Here is a 16,811-nt window from a genome sequence, read left to right as displayed (position 1 = left end):
CGAGGCATAGGTCCCGCCCGCAGGATTCAGCGTCACCGTCCCGTGACCGTCATTGTTAGCAGTTAAAGTATAGCTGACCGCAGCCGTAGCAGCTAAAGAAGAAATGACCTGCATGTCGTTCGCCGTATAGGTGCCATTACCCAGTGCAAAACTCGGTGTACCTTCACCCTCCAGATTTACGCTGGCCCGCCAGACCTTCCAGCGCACGGTTTCACCGGTATCCATCCCCGGCAGCACTATCGGCGAGGTATCTTTCCCCATAACAGCAATTTGCCACTGGCTCGGATCGTTACTCCATGCCATGGCACCTACACAGGTAGTGCCATCGGATTTGAAGGCACCAACCTCATCGCCGGCGACCAGGGCTACCCCGTTGAGCGTCGGCGGTGAAGTGAATATCACGGTCATGTTGTTGGAGGTGGTCGTAAAGCTGAAATGACTCTGCGCGGAAGCCAGCGCCGAGAAGGCCAGCACCGCGATGACCAGCAATTTCAACTTGCCGAGATGCATGACTCACTCCTTCCATTTGTTAATAAAGCAATTAGGTTGTCTTACGGATTGAAGGGTACGCTCGACCCGTTCCTGCCGAGGTTTTGCCCCAGAGAACGGGTTATCTGCGATTCCTGTTGTCTCAACAATGATAACGGAAAAGAGAACTGAGAGATAGTATGCCTAATCCGACTATTCCGTCAGATCAACCGTGCTGCCCCAACCCAAGAGAGAAAAGCCCCAAGTTTTCAAACGCAAGAAAACCTTACACACCATAGCACCTGTCGGCGAATATCCTCATGAAAATAAAACCATTCAGGAATTTAAACGACATGAAAAGGTCAATATTTTTGTATTGTAATCCCATTATCACAATAACTTTTATCCTGACGAGACCTGATAATAAAGCCGTTCGAGGTTTTGCAGGATAGGAATGTATTTTATCAGGGCTGCTGCAGCCAGTACATGGTCGCCGGTTCTCGCAGATAGACATAGTAACCCGATCCAGGTTGCATCACCCCGATTGTGTTGATTCCGTACGCCGGCCAATAGACTTTGCCCTGTCCATCCTTCACCAGAACGACTACATCTCTGATACTGCTGAAGGCTGTTTCTACAGCCATAGCGGTATCGCTGAGACATGAAATCAGGTTCCAGCCGTTTTTAAGCGAAACCGCAGCATCATCACCGGTAATGGCCAGGCCTGTCAAGGTCAAATCGACAGGATCCGTCAAATAGATCCAATATCCCTTTCGCCAGTCCCAAAAGTGAAGCATGTCGATCTGGTAGGCCGGCCAGAAGCTATTGCCGTTACCATCCTTGAACAGGACCAGGTTAGACCCAACCGGCGCCAGGAGGTGGCTCAAAAGGCTGTCGGAGGGGGCCACCCAGCTGGAGATCAGATTCCATCCTTTACCAGGATGCAGCCGGGCTGAATCGGGCTTGCTGCTAAGATAGCGTCTATAGAAGGCTCGCGCTTGATCCGTATGTTTTTGCAATTGGGCGAGGTTCACGCCTGCAACCAGTGCAAAGTCCAGGGTAATCGTCGCTTGTGGAGCAATCTGGAAGGGGCCGGCGGCGAGGACCTGCGAGACATCCCCGACCCCAGCCTGGCAGATAGCAGTGCCGTTGCTGATCGCATCCCATTTCTCGGCATCGCTGAATCCGTCATAGATGCCCCAGCCCGGATTGCCGGCGGCGGTTTCATCGTTCAGAATGGCGCGATAGGAAACGGATTTCGATGAAAGCAGGGCACATCCCACAAAAGTCGACGGATTTCCAGTGATGTTATAAATATAACCCAACCGCCGGATGGCGTCATAGGCCGCCTGATCGGTGTCATAATGCTCTTGGTCCACATCCCAATCAAAGAAGAGGCCAAAATGAAACGGATTCAGCGCCGTCGAACCCTGGTTGGTTATTTCATAGTGCAGGAGGATGAAATCTTCATAGCGGTTTGTGCTGGAAGCCAGAGTATGCTGCTTGACTAGAATATTCATAGGATGGCCGGCATTCTGGTCTTGCATGTAAATGAGACTTTCTTCATCCATAATCGGCCCCGGATGCAGGAGAGAGAGAGAAGTGCCGCTGGCCTGGATGAAGTCTTGATCAGGCACTGTAGTCATGCTGCGGGAAGAGCTTGAAATCCGCGAGGGTGAAGTCCCGGCAATGATCGAGCCCTCATAGATCAGATTCGCGCCTTGCTGATAGTGAAATCCGGAACCGCCTGAAGCTTTTGACGGCTGGGCAAATCCAATGCGCCCGATCGGGGTCACCGAGGTCGTTATCTGGTTGATTCCGAGCATAAGGAAATTTTCCGAAACCGTCAAGGCAAAATGATCCCTGTCTGTATAGATTCCGGCATTCAGGTCCAGATCGAAGGTTACGACATGATTCGCCGGCGCCGTCTCGGCAAGAGAGAACTCGAAAGGGATCGACTGGGTTGCCGATTCCATCGTGCCTAGCCCAGCCATCCCCACCTCGCCCCTTGTCAGCGTCAGATAAGCGGAATTGCTGCTCAATCTGAGCGAAACAGGGCCCGAGGGTGTAAGAAAGTTTGTCAGCGTCAGATAGATTCTGCCGCTTTCGCCCGGCCGGAACTGGGTATCCCCGTCATCACTTGAGAAATCTACTGCGACGATCCGGATGGCTGGTGAATTAACCGTCACGCTGTTGAACGCATTAATCCGCCCTTTCCCAAGCAATCCAGCATACGTGCTGTTCAATTGGTCGATCGGATCGGAGGTCACTCGGACCTGTTCAGCGCACTGCAGTCCCGACCAGCCCGGATTTTTCGTCTTGACCAGGGCGATCACCCCCGCCACGAGGGGTGCCGCCATCGAGGTTCCACTATACCGGGCGTAAGTGTTGCGGCTAATGGTGCTGAAAACCTGCATGCCCGGCGCGCTGACATCGACCCAGTTCCCGTAGCTGCTGAAAGACGCCTTTATATCGTAGTCATTGGTCGCAGCGACGGAGAAAACCTTGTCGTAACAGGCGGGGTAATTGGCTGCAGTGGAGTTGGCATTCCCTGCCGAAGCGACGATGATCGCCCCCAGTTCGCTGACATAATTGATCACATCCTGTTCAAAGGCGGAGGCCGATCCGCTACGTCCCCAACTACAGTTGATGATGCGGGCACCATTCTCAGCAGCATAGAGTATTCCGTCATAGCCGAAGGCGATACCCTCCCCATAGGGATCAGCCGCGTTAATGGCCATCAGCTTACAGTTCCAGGCTGCCCCGGCAATTCCATGGCTGTTGTTGGCCACGGCATCGGCAATCCCGGCGGTATGTGTGCCGTGATTGGCAAAATCGGGCTGACTGACGAGTCCAGTGGGATCCCCGCTGTTGTTTGCGAAATTCCAACCATGGATATCATCAATAAACCCATTGCCATCATCGTCCGTGTGGTTGCCAGGAATCTCGGCGCGATTAACCCAGAGATTGTCGCGCAGGTCCTGATGGCTGATTTCTGTGCCCCCATCGACGATGGCCAGGACGGTCGAACCCTGCTCTCCCCGGACCACATCCCACGCATTTGCCAGGTTGATGACCGGGAGATTGGTCTGACGCGCGTAAAGCGAATCATTTGGTGCGGCATCAAGGCTATGATAATAAATAGGTTCTGCGTATTCAATCAAAGGATGGCGCCTGAGCAAGGCCAGAATCCGCTCCCGTTCAGCCGCCGCGGAAAGGTATCCCCAGTATATCCGGCCCATTCGCAACGATGATTTGGCTGGATTGGCCACTTGCAGTCCTTTGATTTCCCGTTTTCCAAGTCGAACCAGACCGCGGTTGCGCACCTGCGGTCCTAACATGCTTAAAAGAAGTTCCGGACTCATATTCACAGCGATGCGGTCGTCCCTGCATTTGATAACAATGCGGCCGGCAACAATCCCTTCCGAATTCTGCACCTGCTGCCCGCTTAGAGCCCGACCGGGAACGAGGGTGAAAAGAAGAAGGAGAACCGTCCGTGCTGTTTTTCTACTGCATCGCATGAACAACCACCACAATCTTCCCGCCCTTCAGGGCAGCTCGCATAGCAAAGCCCATCACTTGATAAAGGACATTTTTATCACTTGACGGAACCCACCCGCTTCGAGACGCACCAGATAGAGACCGCTGGCCACTTTCAGACCCTCCTGATCCCGGCCATCCCAGACCACCTCATGATAACCGGCTTTTTTCTCGCCTTCTACAAGGGTACGGATCGCCTGACCGCGCAGGTTAAAAATTACCAGTTGCACCTTGCTATCCAGCGGCAGTTCAAAGCGGAGGCTGGTACTGGGATTGAAAGGATTGGGAAAATTCTGCTTCAAGGCATAATCTCGGGGCAGAAGCGCGAGATCAGCTATATCAGCAACCTGGATGGCATCACTTTGAAAGGTAAGATCAGCTGGCAGAAGCGTTCCATTCAAGCCATCCGCCAGAGCGGCGATTGCCAATGGCCGTTCCATACCGCCACGCAGTGACCAGAAGACCAGCTTCAAGGGGTCTCCATTTCTGGCGCCATCGATAGCTTTGGTCTGATCATCATCTCCCCAGATGATCACCAGGGCCTGTCCGCCGCGCGCCACGCCGGCGCCCAGGCACTGGCCTTCCGGGCCGAAAGCCGCTACTTCATCGTCATCTTGCAGCGAGGCGGCCCGGACCAGCAAGATCGCACTGCTGCCAGTTTCCTGGTTCGCTACCTTGAAATGCTGCGGAGATTTGGGCACCGTTCCGGCCGCCACTCCCTTTCCCAGCCCAAGGCCATTGGCGGGATAGGTGAGGGTGCACGCACTGGTTACATAGGCCTGATACCCCTGGCCGGGCTGCATGTTGCCGATGGTATTGATGTTATAAAGGGGCCAGTAAACCTGTCCGGCCATGTTCTTGGCAATCGTCAGATAGCTGGAGATCGAGGCCAGGGCAGTCGGGGCGGTGAGTGCAGTGCTGCGCAGATAAGCCACCGTATTCCAGCCAAGGGTCATGTTAATCGGTGTAGATTCCGGCGCCAGTTGGACGCCGGAAAAGATGAGTGTATCCAAAGTGGTAAGGTAGCATTTGTATCCCTGCAGCGGGTTCCATTTGCCAATGGTATTGATGTTATAGGCTGGCCAGTACACTTGTCCGCTGTTATTCTTGGCAATGGTCAGATGGCTCCCCAGCGGCCCCAACAGCAGCGTGGGGAGTGTGGAGTCCGGCGGATTGATATAGGAAGATATCATGTTCCAGCCGGCGGAAAGGAGGATGGTCTGTTGCACGCTGGTCGGATGGATAGAGAAAACATTTTCACTGATATCCGCAAAAGTCCCGCTCGGCAGGGTCGAAATCCTCACCCGGCAGCTGTCACTGTTGACGGCCGGAAGGGTCCAGGCATAGCTTCCCGAAGATATTGGGATGCCCGAGGCAATCGTGGTCCAGCTGTCTCCGGCGCTGGTGCGGTACTGCAGGAGCAGTTCGCCGCTGAGATCACTCCACCAGGAGATGTTGTGAGTTGTGCCGGCCCCCCAGGATTCCCCACCATTCGGGGACTGCAGCGATAAATAGTCGACACTGTGCAAGATGGCACTGCTGCGCCCGACGATGGTCGTATAGGTGCCGGCATGGCTGAGAGCAAAGAGATTGTTCACCGTGCCGCTTGTCTGAGCCGTCCAGGTCAAGCCGCCATCCGTGGTGCGGTAAATCGATCCCATCCAACCGACGGCAATTCCCGCTGTCTCATTATAAAAGTATACATCATACATATCCAGGTCCGGCCAGGTGGTAAGGGTGATCGGGGTCCAGGTGAGTCCGCCGTCCGCTGTCCTCAGCAGATAGGGTTCATCACCGGCGATCACGCCGACCAGGGGCGAGGCAAAGGCAATGCTTCTAAAGACCGTTGAGCGGCTTGTGGTGATCGTCGTCCAGGTTGTGCCGCCATTGATGGTCCGAAGAATGATATTATCTCCCACCACCATGCCTGTATCCGGATTGATGAAATCGATCCCCATTAGTTGTCTGGTGGTCCCGCTGTTTTGGGGTGTCCAGCTGGATCCGCCATCGACAGTTTTAAAGATACCACCGCCATCACCGATGGCCCAGCCAACCTGGGCCGTGATAAAAAAGCCGTTCTTCAGGTAGTAACCGGAGCCGGTGGAGCAGAAAGACCAGGTCAACCCTCCGTTGGTCGTCTTGAGGATGTGATCGTAGCTGCCGAAAGCATAACCCGTGAGTGAATCCGGGAACGAGAGCCCATGCATAAACATCCAGTTCGTGCCCGGGTAAACGGAGGTCCAGGTTGTGCCGCCATCCGTCGTGCGAATCAACAGGCTGTCCCCGGCGATGATGCCGGTGGTACTGTTGACAAACTGGACATCGGCAAATGTCCGGTAAAAGCCGGATATCTTCCTTTCCCATCCTTCCGCAGGCGCAACCGTACTAAACTGGAAGGGGGAGGAGATGGATGTTCCTAGTGCATTGGTGGCTTGAATGCGCATGTAATAAAAGGTGCTCGATAGCAGGTTGGTAACGATGGGCGATTCGATCCAGATGGGCGCTGCGCTGACGAAAGGCCCTCCCACCGGCAAGATAAAAGAGTCAAAGTTACTGTCAAGTCCGTACTCGAATCGGACCGTTGTGGGTAAACCTCCGGTGTCGATATACCCATGAAAGCGGGCCGCATTCCACCAGTAATCGAAACCACCGGCTTGAAGGATCACCGGACCGCCCGGCTGCAGCTTGCGCAAACCAATCGTATAATCGCCGGTCGAGTCCCACTGAATTTTAGCCAGATCCTTGCCCATTTTCAACCATTGATCCTGCTCCAGCCTCTCGACTAACTCGCGGTTGGGGAAGACACCCCAGTTGGAGGTTTCGGAATAGCGAACATAATAGACGCCACTCTGTTGCAGAATCCACACAATCCGTTGATCATACGGCGGATTGACATAGCCGTTATTGGTCGTCAAGCGTGCGCCATCAGCCCGAAACAGCGAGATACGGGCCCCGAGGCCGGAATTGTTGCGTTGATGCCCCCAGATTTCCACCGTGTCGTTCACCGCTCCCCAGAAGCGGTAGTAATCCACATCCCCCAGAGGATCGATCGTTGCAAACAGCGAATCACCGTATTCGATCCAGTTGCCCACAGACGCCAAATTGTTGGATTCGGTCTCCACGGTCTGAACCACCTGGGTGATCGTGAAGGTTGTATCACTTTGATCGAAATCGGCCTCATTGGCAAGGTTGGTCACCTTGACGCGGCAAGCCGTACTTTCAAGAACCGGTACAATCCAGGAATAACTCAGATTCTGGGAGGGAATGGAGGTCGCGATTAGGTTCCAGACTCCGCCTTGGCTGGTCTGGTACTCCAGCCTGACCGTCGTGGTTTCAGGGGTAGTCCAAGTGATCTTCTTGGCGGTTCCTGAACGCCATTGCTCATTCCCATTCGGGGTGAGAACCGTAATCGCTGCGAAAGAAGTGTGCAAAGATAGGATAAACAGTAGGATAATGATGGATCGACCGGCAATTTTCATGGCGTTACCCCTTTATGCCTAATTACTAAGTTGCATAACAAAGAGGGGATGATGATATCGCATACAACTGCAGACATCAGCACCCTACCACCCAGCCCGTCAGCATCCCATGATCTCTGAGGAGTCCGTCGAAGATGACTGAACGACGACCTGTTCACCTTAAATAGGGCAGATCATCTTCCAAAATGGCAGTTGAGTAAGACTAACTATAATAAAATTCGATTGGCTTGATGCCGTATTCGTACTTTTTAATGTATAGAGATAACCTGGGCAGCGCCGTATCGATGCAGATATTATTCGGCACAGATAGGAAGGTCCCCTTGGGATTGATGCCTAACTAACGAAATTTAGCCAATATTAACTATTTTGTCAAGACAATTTTTAACAATCGTACACTATTCTATAAAATATAGCACGCTCTCTGACTCTTAGCAGGGAAAAGCCACCGGCTGCAAGCAGACAAGCAGAAAAGGGGGATCGAGCTGTATAGCGGGAGCAAAGAGGAGGGGCAAGCGTCGAGACATAACGACAAGAAGAGAATAGCCATACTTCCCGCATGGTAAAGCCCGAATCCGCTGGATCCTTGTTTTTTATCAGGATGCGGATCTGTTTCTTTATCCGGCACTGCTGACTCGTTCGGGGCCGTCCTGACTGTCCTAATTTTGCCAGACGATCTCGCCACCGACCATCGTCATGACCACCGAACGCGCTTCATCAAGGATGACCAGATCGGCATCATAGCCCGGGGCGATGCGGCCCTTGCATTCGCCCAGGCCGATCACCTGCGCCGCCTGATGAGTTGCTGCAGCCACCGCCTGGAGGGCCGTGCAACCGGTGAATTTCTGGAAACGCCAGGTCACTTCAGCCAGTCCGAGCGCCGAGCCAATCAGCGTTCCATCGAGGTAGTGCGCCGTGCCTTCGCGCGATTCATATTCGCGGCCGTTGTAGAGATAGCGGCCTTCGGGCAGTCCCATCGCTTGGACTCCGTCGGTGATGGGCACACAGCGCTCCAAACCGATGATCCGGCTAAGCAGGCGCACCATGCCGGGATGGGCATGCACGCCGTCACTGATGATTTGGGCGGTGACATCCGGGTTCTCGAAGATGGCCAGGAGCGGGCCGGGCGCCCGATGGCTCAATCCAGGCATGGCGTTGTAAATATGCGTGACATGCGAGATGCCGGCCTCCAGCCCCGCCGCGGCCTGTTCATAGGTTGCATTGGTGTGGCCCAGGGCGGGCACCACCCCGTTTGCACGCAGGGCGCGGATGAGATCGAGACACCCGGGTATCTCCGGCGCAAGGGTCATCATCCTCAGAGCACCGCCACAGCTTTTTAGCACTGTATCCAACGAGCGCACCGCGGGCGCAAAGATACAGCGCGGCTCAAGCCCGCCCTTCTTGACCGGATTGATATAGGGACCCTCGAGATGGATGCCCAGCAGTTGAGCGCCGCCGAGGTTTCGTCCCAGCGCCTCCGCTGCCAGGCGGAGATGGCGGTTCTCGCCCTCCGGAAAAATCACGGTGGTGGCGAGAAAACCGGTGGTACCCAAGCGGGCAAGCGACCGGGCCATGGTTTGCAGGGCTTCAGGAGTTGCATCGAGAACATCCGCTCCACCAGCGCCCTGGATGTGCAGATCGATAAAGCCAGGGATAACGCGCAGGCCGCCGGTATCGAGAATCCGGCGGGCATCTCCGGGCATGCGGCCGATCGCTTCGATGCGTCCATTGCGGATGGCGAGGTCCGTTGCGGCGCTGCGTTCCAGCAAGCGCACGTCTTTCAGAATCAGATCATAGCGGCTGCTCATAGCCTCCTCATCGGTTGGCGCGCCTGAGCAATGCATCAATCCGCTGAAAGGAATAGCCCTTGCGACGCAGCAGATCGATCAGATCACCGAGACGCAGATAGAACTTGTCGGTCCGGCGCGGATCGGTGCCGACATGTATCAGCAGAATGAAGCCGTTCAGTCCGTGCGGATCCCTCTTTTCATACGCCAGGATAGCCTCCCAAATAGCCTGGGAAGAACGGTATCCCCGCATCTCCGGCGTGGTATAGTCGGCGTTGGATGACGTGCCGGGGGTAAAATTGAAGAGGGTGATCCCTGCGGCAGCAGCCCAGGCCACCTGCTCGCGGTTGTACCATTCATAAGGGGGGATGAAATAACGCTCCGGGTAGTTGGGCAATCCGAAGGGCGCCATGGCGGCATAATTGGCCAGGAGATCCGCGGTGAACTGCTCCCGCGTCACCAGGGAGGAATCCCGCTTTTCCCATGCAGCGTAGAGCAGATGCTGGTCGGAGTGGGGGCCAAGATAATGGCCGTCACGGATCAGCGCCCGGATAAGTTCCGATTTGGCGGGATCACGGTAGAAATCCCCGGTGAAAAAAAAACCCGCCTGAATCCCTTTGTCCGCCAGAGTCTGGCGGATGAAGGGGCCGCCGTCGGCGAAATCACCGCCGGTGAAAATCAGGGCCAGCGCGCGCCGGCCGGTATCGCCGCGGATGAGGGCGCCATGATCGCGGAGGGAGGCCGGCGGCGCCGGTTTGCAATCGAACAAGGCGAGAAGCAACACCCCGGCGAAGATCCGAACCCGGCGCGTAACCGCCACAACCCTGCGCCGGTGCTCAATATCCATTATGCGCGCCTGCACGCAGGAAGTGCGTCTCGAAATGACTCTTCAGGGTCTGAAAGGCCGTCTCCACATTGTCCACCTTGTGAAAAAGCTCCAGGTCATCGGGCGAGACCACCCCCCAATCGACCATCCGGTCAAAGTTCAGCACCTCATCCCAGTATTCGCTGCCAAACATGACAATACAGAGGGTCTTGTGGATCTTGCCGGTCTGAACCAGGGTCAGCAGTTCGAAGAGCTCGTCCATGGTGCCGAAGCCGCCAGGGAAGACCACCAGGGCCTTGGCCAGATAGACGAACCAGAATTTGCGCATGAAAAAGTAGTGGAATTCAAAAGAGAGGTCTTCGCTGATGTAGGGATTGGGTTCTTGTTCAAAGGGCAGGCTGATATTCATACCGATGGTGAGACCGCCCGCTTCGGTGGCGCCACGGTTAGCGGCCTCCATGATGCCGGGGCCGCCGCCGGAGCAGACGATGAAGCGCTCGCGGGCGCTGAGGGTGGCCGACCATTCGGTGAGCTTGAAGGCCAGTTCACGCGCGGCCTCGTAATAATGGGCCAGTTTAACGGCATGGCTGGCTTTATCGAATTCCCGCTGGAATTCCTCGGCGGCACTGCCGTTGCGCTGCGACTGGGCCAGTACACCTTTGAGCTGCTTTTGTGCGACATCGAGGGGAAGAACCCGCGCCGAGCCGTAAAAGACCACGGTATTCTTGATATGCCTGCGGCGCAAGCGCATTTGGGGTTCCAGATATTCAGCGAGGATGCGAATGGTCCGGGCATCGGCGCTGTTTAAAAACTCTTCATTGGCATAGGCCTTGACGGGAAGCGGCTTGAGGGAAAGGTGTTTGTGGTTTTTTCTATCATTTTCAGGCATGGATGACCTCGGATATGGAGCGGATTAAAGGTTGCGTTTGAGCCAGATCAGACTCTGCCGGATGACCTGATGACGGTGGGCCGGGAGGCTGAAGGTATGGCTGGCTGCGGGAATTTCCATAAAATCAGCCGGGGGTTGGACCAGGTCGCGGAATGCGGCGAATCCCTCGACGAAGACCGGGGCATCACCGGTTCCCTGGACGATGAATTTGGGCACGGTGATCCGGCTCAGGGCCGCCTTGATGTCGTAACGCAGCGCCTCTTCCCAGAAATTTCTGCGGATCACCCAGCCGTCATGGACATACTCCTCCACCTGGGTGGCGATTTCGTCGAGATTGCCGACATAGCTGAGGAAGGTTTGCTGCATGTCGGGAACAGCCGACCAGGTGATCAGGGCATCGGCCGGGGTCTCCGCCAGGGTGAGGATGGCAACGGCGCCGCCCATGCTCAGCCCCAGCACGGCAATCTGGTCATAGCCATGGCGGCGGCCCCACTCGATTGCGTCGCGTAGATTGGCGATGTAGCGGCTGACCAGGGAATCACAAAAGGCGCCGGCGCTGTCGCCCGATCCGTAAAAATCAAAACGCAGGGCATCAAGGCCCTCAGCAGCGAAAGCCCGCGCCGTCTCGACAAAGAGCCGCCGGCAGTCGTTTTTAGAACTCAGAAAGCCATGGCAAAGGATGACCAGGCGGGCCCCTTTTCCCTGGTGCAGCATGCCGACGATCTGGGACTCCTGGCTGAGGAAGGTAACGGGAATTTCAGGTGGCGATTTGTGCATGGATGGGATCCTGGAAAAGAGTTGGGTTGTCTGACTGCACCCTCGTGGCCGCATGCACCATCACCGGAGATGATCGCAGCGGGTCGGCGTGACGAAAAAAATAGCGCTGACATGACGTCAGCGCTATAAAGGGTGTTGTCCCATCACTACACATCACTACCCACACCCGACACTGTGCCTTTCGGCACACTATTAAGTTAAGAATATTGAACTCAAAGTCAAGTGATTTCTTGGTAAGAGCCAAAATTGGCCAAAAAATGACCAGCCGGCAAGGGCAGGTCTTAAAGTGTCCCTGCCGCGGCCGTTTTTGCGTAAAAAAAAGCCCCCTTGCGGGGGCTTGGTGAATATTAGTACATATCGGAGCCGGGAGGCATCGGCGGGGTAGCCGGTTTTGGCTCCGGTTTTTCCGCGATAGCACACTCGGTCATCAGGAAAAGGCTCGCCACCGAGGCGGCATTTTCCAAAGCAATCCGCGACACCTTGGTCGGGTCGATGACGCCGGCCTTGTAGAGATCCTCGAAGGTCTCGCTCTCGGCATTGAAGCCGAAGGCTCCGTCGGTCTCGCGTACTTTCTGAACCACGATCGAGCCTTCCCAGCCGGCATTCTCGGAAATCAGGCGAATGGGCTCTTCCAGGGCGCGGCGCAGGATGGCAACGCCGATCTTCTCATCCCCATTGACCTGAAGCTTGTCCAGCGCCGGCAGAGCGCGCAGATAGGCGATACCGCCGCCGGGTACGATACCTTCCTCAACGGCCGCACGGGTGGCGTGCAGGGCATCCTCGACGCGGGCCTTTTTCTCCTTCATCTCAACCTCGGTGGCTGCACCGACCTGGAGGACCGCAACGCCGCCGGCCAGTTTGGCCAGGCGTTCCTGCAGTTTCTCCTTGTCGTAATCGGAGGTCGAGGTCTCAATCTGCTTCTTGATCTGGGCGATGCGACCCTTGATGTCCTCGGTTTTGCCGGCACCCTCGACGATGGTGGTGTTGTCTTTGTCGATCGTAATGCGCTTGGCTTTGCCGAGATCGCTCATGGTGGTATTCTCGAGTTTGAAACCGGCCTCCTCGGAGATCACGCGACCTCCGGTGAGGACGGCGATATCTTCGAGCATGGCCTTGCGGCGATCGCCGAAACCCGGGGCCTTGACGGCGGCGATGCGCAGCGTGCCGCGAATCTTATTGACCACGAGGGTAGCCAGGGCCTCGCCTTCAATATCTTCAGCAATAATCAGCATCGGACGCCCGGTCTGGGCCACTTTTTCCAGGATCGGGAGGAGATCCTTCATGGCGCTGATCTTCTTGTCATAGATGAGCACCATGACCTCTTCAAGGACCGCTTCCATGGTGTCCGGATTGGTCACAAAATAGGGAGAGATATAGCCGCGGTCGAACTGCATGCCCTCGACTACCTCGAGGCTGGTATCGGTGCTTTTGGCTTCCTCGACGGTGATGACGCCGTCTTTACCCACCTTCTCCATGGCATCCGCGATCAGTTCGCCGATGGCCTTGTCGTTGTTGGCGGAGATGGCGCCAACCTGGGCGATTTCGGTCTTACCGGGGATCGGCTTGCTCAACTTGCGCAACTCCTCGACAACCGTCTTGACGCCCTTCTCGATGCCGCGTTTCAGGGCCATCGGATTGGAGCCGGCGGTGACATTCTTCAAACCTTCACGCACGATCGCCTGCGCCAGGACCGTCGCCGTCGTGGTGCCGTCACCGGCGACATCGCTGGTCTTGGAAGCGACTTCGCGTACCATCTGGGCGCCCATGTTTTCCAAGGGATCCTCGAGCTCAACCTCTTTGGCTACCGTCACACCGTCCTTGGTCACGGTGGGAGCGCCGAATTTTTTGTCAATCACGACATTGCGGCCTTTGGGACCGAGGGTTGCGCCAACCGCTTTGGCCAGCTTGTCGACACCGACCTTCATGGCGTTGCGCGCTTCTACATTAAATTCAATAATCTTTGCCATATGGTTAAAACCTCCTGATAAGATGGCTGATGCTATCGGGTAGCTTGATTAAATAATGGCGAAAATGTCGCTTTCGCGCATGATCAGATACTCTTCCTTGTCGATGGTCACCTCGGTGCCGCTGTACTTGCCATAGAGCACCTTGTCACCCACCTTCACGCTCATCTCGATTTTGGCGCCGTTTTCCGAAATCTTGCCCGGACCAACGGCAACAATGGTGCCCTGCATCGGCTTCTCTTTCGCCGTGTCGGGGATAATGATGCTGCCCTGCTTGACCTCTTGCTCTTCGACCGGCTTGACGACCACGCGATCGGCTAACGGTTTGATGGTCATATGATAGCCTCCAATACGATTAATTGATTATTATTACTTATCCTTGTTAGCACTCACCTGAGTCGAGTGCTAACAAACTATAATTTACACTTTTTATAATCCCAGTCAAGCTTTTTTTATTCCCCTGCGCGCCGTCCCTTCCTGTCCGCTGATGTAGAATACATTTCCGGCTATTTTTCGCTTGACATTGGCCATGCCAGTAGATATATTTAAATTGAGGTAAATTCAATCGTTCTTTGCATTTTACGCAACAAAAGAAGGCAGCAGCACCCAATCCACGGTCTGATCTACGCATTTAGCTTGCAGGAAGGGGCGACTGGATGAAAGAATTTGTCGAGTACATCGTCAAGCATTTGGTCGATAATCCGGACGAGGTCAAGGTCTCCGAGGTATTCGGCGAAACCACGGTGGTCTACGAACTCCGCGTCTCCCAGCCCGATATGGGGAAGGTTATCGGTAAGAATGGCCGGACGGCCCATGCCATCCGTGTGCTTTTAAGCGCGGTTTCGCGCAAAGCGGGCAAACACGCGACCCTCGAAATCCTGGAGTAGTTTTTCAATAAACAAGAAAATTGCCGAGGGGGCAAGCCCGTACCACTATCAGCACGGTACAGGCGTGAAGCGGCAGTCATCCGGTTTGATGGGACCGTGCGATAATCATCGGCGGTCCTTTTTATTTATGGTAGCCCTCACCATGCAGGATCGTGAAGGCGCGGTAGATCTGTTCGAGCAGGAAGGTGAGCGCCAATTCATGCGCCAGGGTCATTCGCGAGAGCGATAACTGCTGATTGGCCCGCTCCAGCACCGATTCTCCGAGACCATAAGGCCCACCCACGCAAAAAAGCAGTGTCTTCCGTCCCGACACCTGCTGCCGCGCCAACTCGCGGCTGAAGGACTCGGAATCCATCATGCGCCCCGTGCTGGTCAGCGCCACGCACCAATCCTGCGGCGCAATCTTGTCCAGAAGCAAAACCGCCTCGCGCGCGCGGATTTCCCCAATCGGGAGATCCCCGCGGGCAGGGCGGACCTGAAGATAATCGATGGGCGTATAATGCCGGATGCGACCCAGATAGGTCTCGCTCAAGGCAAGATAATGGGGGTCACCAGGCTTACCCACGCTGAGGATCTTGATTTTCATGACGACAGACCATCAAAATGCCGGCGTCAGCAGCAGCCGGATCAAATTCTGCGATCTCCGCTGCGAGCACGCCGCCTTTGCAGCCGAGGAACACCTCGACGGTGCCAACAGCTGCCGCACCTTCGCCGCCCTCTGGTGCCGGGCCCTGCAGCAGATCGTTACCAAAAACGCCCCCTGCGCCCTGCTCTTCGGGTCGCGCCGTCCCAAATCCAACCTCTAGATCCGCGAGAGGCCGCAGGTTATGGCCGTCTCTAAAACGGCGGTATGGCCCTGGGTGCCGGTCCTGTGCCGGCCAGCACCGGTTGCAGCGCCTTGCCCCGCACCGGCGCCGCCGCGAGCAGGGCCAGCTGCGCGGCCTTGACCGTCTCAAAACGCGCCATTTCCGCGGCAGGAATCGGATCGCCGGATGAGTTCTTAATCTTCAGGGGATTGACCGGGCGGCCGTTCTCATAGAAACAGTAATGCAGGTGCGGGCCGGTGGCCAGCCCGGTTCGGCCAACGTAGCCTATGACATCGCGCTGCGCCACCATTTTCCCGGCAGTCAGACCGGCGGCGAAACCGCTCAGATGGCCATACACTGTGACAAAACGCGGATTCTTGTGCCGTATCTTGATGAAATTGCCCAAGCCCCCGCCTTCATACCCCATTTCCAGGACTGTCCCGTCGGCGGCTGCGGAAACCGGTGTGCCCGCAGCCGCAACAAAATCAACCCCGTAATGCGGTCGTACGATTTTGAGGATAGGATGCCGCCGGCCGCCGCTGAAGAGGGAACTGATCCGCCGGTAGTTGAGCGGAGATTTTAGAAAGGTTTTCTGGAAAGAGCGACCTTCGAGGTCGTAATAGCCCGGCTGCTCCCCCTGTTGATAAAAGATGGCGCTGCGCAACACCCCGCTGCAGCGATATTGTCCCGAGAGGACCCGCCCGTATCGTATGAAATCGCCCAGGCTGTCGGGCCGGGACGGATCGCGTACATAGTCGGCCTCATACACCATGCGGAATTCATCCCCGGGCTGGGGATCGACGAAAAAATCGATGTCCCACTGGAATAGGTCGCTGAAGGCGATGATCAGTTCATCGCTCTCGCCCATTTGCCGCACCGCATCGTACAGGGTGGTCTTGACCTCACCGCTTAGGGTGAAGATTTTGCGGATCAAAGGGAGCTGCACCACGTGCGGCTGTAGCACCCCGAGCGAATCCCGGACCACCCTGATGGTCTTGTCCTCCTCCGGGTAGTACTCGAACCCGTGAACGGTCCCCAACGAATCGGTCAGGATACTGTAGCCCCGTTCGCCGCGGATCTTGCGCACATCGAATACCCGCGCGAAAGTGGTAACCAACTCACGGGTGAGGACGCGATCATAAAGGTCGCGGAGCAGGACCTTCTCCAAGGTCTCGCCGTGGCGGAAGGTCCCTTCCTTGCGCAGGAGGATCTTTTCCCGCGGTTTGAGCTCTGCTGTATGTGGCGTATCAGGCGCTTTGCGGCAGCAGTTCCAGAGCGCGCCGGCGGCTAGGAGCAGGAGGAGGAAAGGCCGGGAGTGGGGGCTTGGCATTTTTTTCATGGGGTACTTCCAAAATGCGCTTTGCTTCTTGCGCGTATTTTCATTAACTTGA

Annotated in this window: 13 protein-coding genes; 2 read left to right on the top strand and 11 right to left on the bottom strand. The window is 56.0% G+C overall.

The annotated features are described in order from the left end of the window. From PLH32_13975 to groES, 9 genes are all read right to left on the bottom strand, one after another. Window positions 1-510, bottom strand: a 510-nt coding sequence (locus PLH32_13975) for a hypothetical protein (GenBank protein ID HQJ65716.1), incomplete at its 3' end; no start/stop codon positions are given. A 422-nt stretch (window positions 511-932) separates the two neighbouring features. After that, window positions 933-3,809: a S8 family peptidase gene (locus PLH32_13970; GenBank protein HQJ65715.1), complete on the bottom strand. Its 2,877-nt coding sequence runs from the start codon at window positions 3,807-3,809 to the stop codon at window positions 933-935. A 234-nt stretch (window positions 3,810-4,043) separates the two neighbouring features. Continuing rightward, window positions 4,044-7,487, bottom strand: a complete 3,444-nt coding sequence (locus PLH32_13965; protein HQJ65714.1) for a YCF48-related protein — start codon at window positions 7,485-7,487, stop codon at window positions 4,044-4,046. A 656-nt stretch (window positions 7,488-8,143) separates the two neighbouring features. Next, on the bottom strand, window positions 8,144-9,292 hold the full coding sequence (gene nagA / locus PLH32_13960) for an N-acetylglucosamine-6-phosphate deacetylase (GenBank protein ID HQJ65713.1): 1,149 nt from the start codon (window positions 9,290-9,292) through the stop codon (window positions 8,144-8,146). A gap of 7 nt (window positions 9,293-9,299) precedes the next feature. Then, on the bottom strand, window positions 9,300-10,118 hold the full coding sequence (locus tag PLH32_13955) for a polysaccharide deacetylase family protein (protein ID HQJ65712.1): 819 nt from the start codon (window positions 10,116-10,118) through the stop codon (window positions 9,300-9,302). Beyond that, entirely contained in the window at window positions 10,108-10,986 is an 879-nt protein-coding gene (locus PLH32_13950) for a TIGR00730 family Rossman fold protein (GenBank protein HQJ65711.1), read from the bottom strand. The genes PLH32_13955 and PLH32_13950 overlap by 11 nt, the downstream gene beginning before the upstream one ends. A 24-nt stretch (window positions 10,987-11,010) precedes the next feature. Continuing rightward, window positions 11,011-11,763 carry an alpha/beta fold hydrolase gene (locus tag PLH32_13945; GenBank protein ID HQJ65710.1) on the bottom strand — a complete coding sequence of 251 codons (753 nt, stop codon included), beginning with the start codon at window positions 11,761-11,763 and terminating at the stop codon, window positions 11,011-11,013. Window positions 11,764-12,110: 347 nt separating this feature from the next. Beyond that, entirely contained in the window at window positions 12,111-13,730 is a 1,620-nt protein-coding gene (gene groL / locus PLH32_13940) for a chaperonin GroEL (protein ID HQJ65709.1), read from the bottom strand. 48 nt (window positions 13,731-13,778) lie between these two features. After that, window positions 13,779-14,063, bottom strand: a complete 285-nt coding sequence (groES, locus tag PLH32_13935; protein HQJ65708.1) for a co-chaperone GroES — start codon at window positions 14,061-14,063, stop codon at window positions 13,779-13,781. Window positions 14,064-14,383: 320 nt separating this feature from the next. Between groES and PLH32_13930 the strand changes: the two genes are divergently transcribed. Next, window positions 14,384-14,614 (top strand): KH domain-containing protein, encoded by a 231-nt coding sequence (locus tag PLH32_13930; GenBank protein ID HQJ65707.1) that lies wholly within the window; start codon window positions 14,384-14,386, stop codon window positions 14,612-14,614. Between the two features lie 121 nt (window positions 14,615-14,735). Here the strand turns inward: PLH32_13930 and PLH32_13925 are convergent, their stop codons facing one another. Then, window positions 14,736-15,200, bottom strand: a complete 465-nt coding sequence (locus tag PLH32_13925; protein ID HQJ65706.1) for a 23S rRNA (pseudouridine(1915)-N(3))-methyltransferase RlmH — start codon at window positions 15,198-15,200, stop codon at window positions 14,736-14,738. Between PLH32_13925 and PLH32_13920 the strand changes: the two genes are divergently transcribed. Continuing rightward, window positions 15,199-15,420, top strand: coding sequence for a hypothetical protein (locus PLH32_13920; protein ID HQJ65705.1), 222 nt, complete (start codon window positions 15,199-15,201; stop codon window positions 15,418-15,420). The genes PLH32_13925 and PLH32_13920 overlap by 2 nt on opposite strands. Window positions 15,421-15,451: 31 nt before the next feature. Here PLH32_13920 and PLH32_13915 read toward each other — a convergent pair whose 3' ends face one another. Then, window positions 15,452-16,759 carry a M23 family metallopeptidase gene (locus PLH32_13915; GenBank protein ID HQJ65704.1) on the bottom strand — a complete coding sequence of 436 codons (1,308 nt, stop codon included), beginning with the start codon at window positions 16,757-16,759 and terminating at the stop codon, window positions 15,452-15,454. Window positions 16,760-16,811: the final 52 nt, after the last annotated feature.

This window comes from bacterium (genome assembly GCA_035419245.1).
Taxonomy (GTDB): domain Bacteria; phylum Zhuqueibacterota; class Zhuqueibacteria; order Residuimicrobiales; family Residuimicrobiaceae; genus JAKPUX01.
Note: the sequence above shows the minus strand (reverse complement) of the source record. Positions and strands in the feature narration are given on the sequence as shown.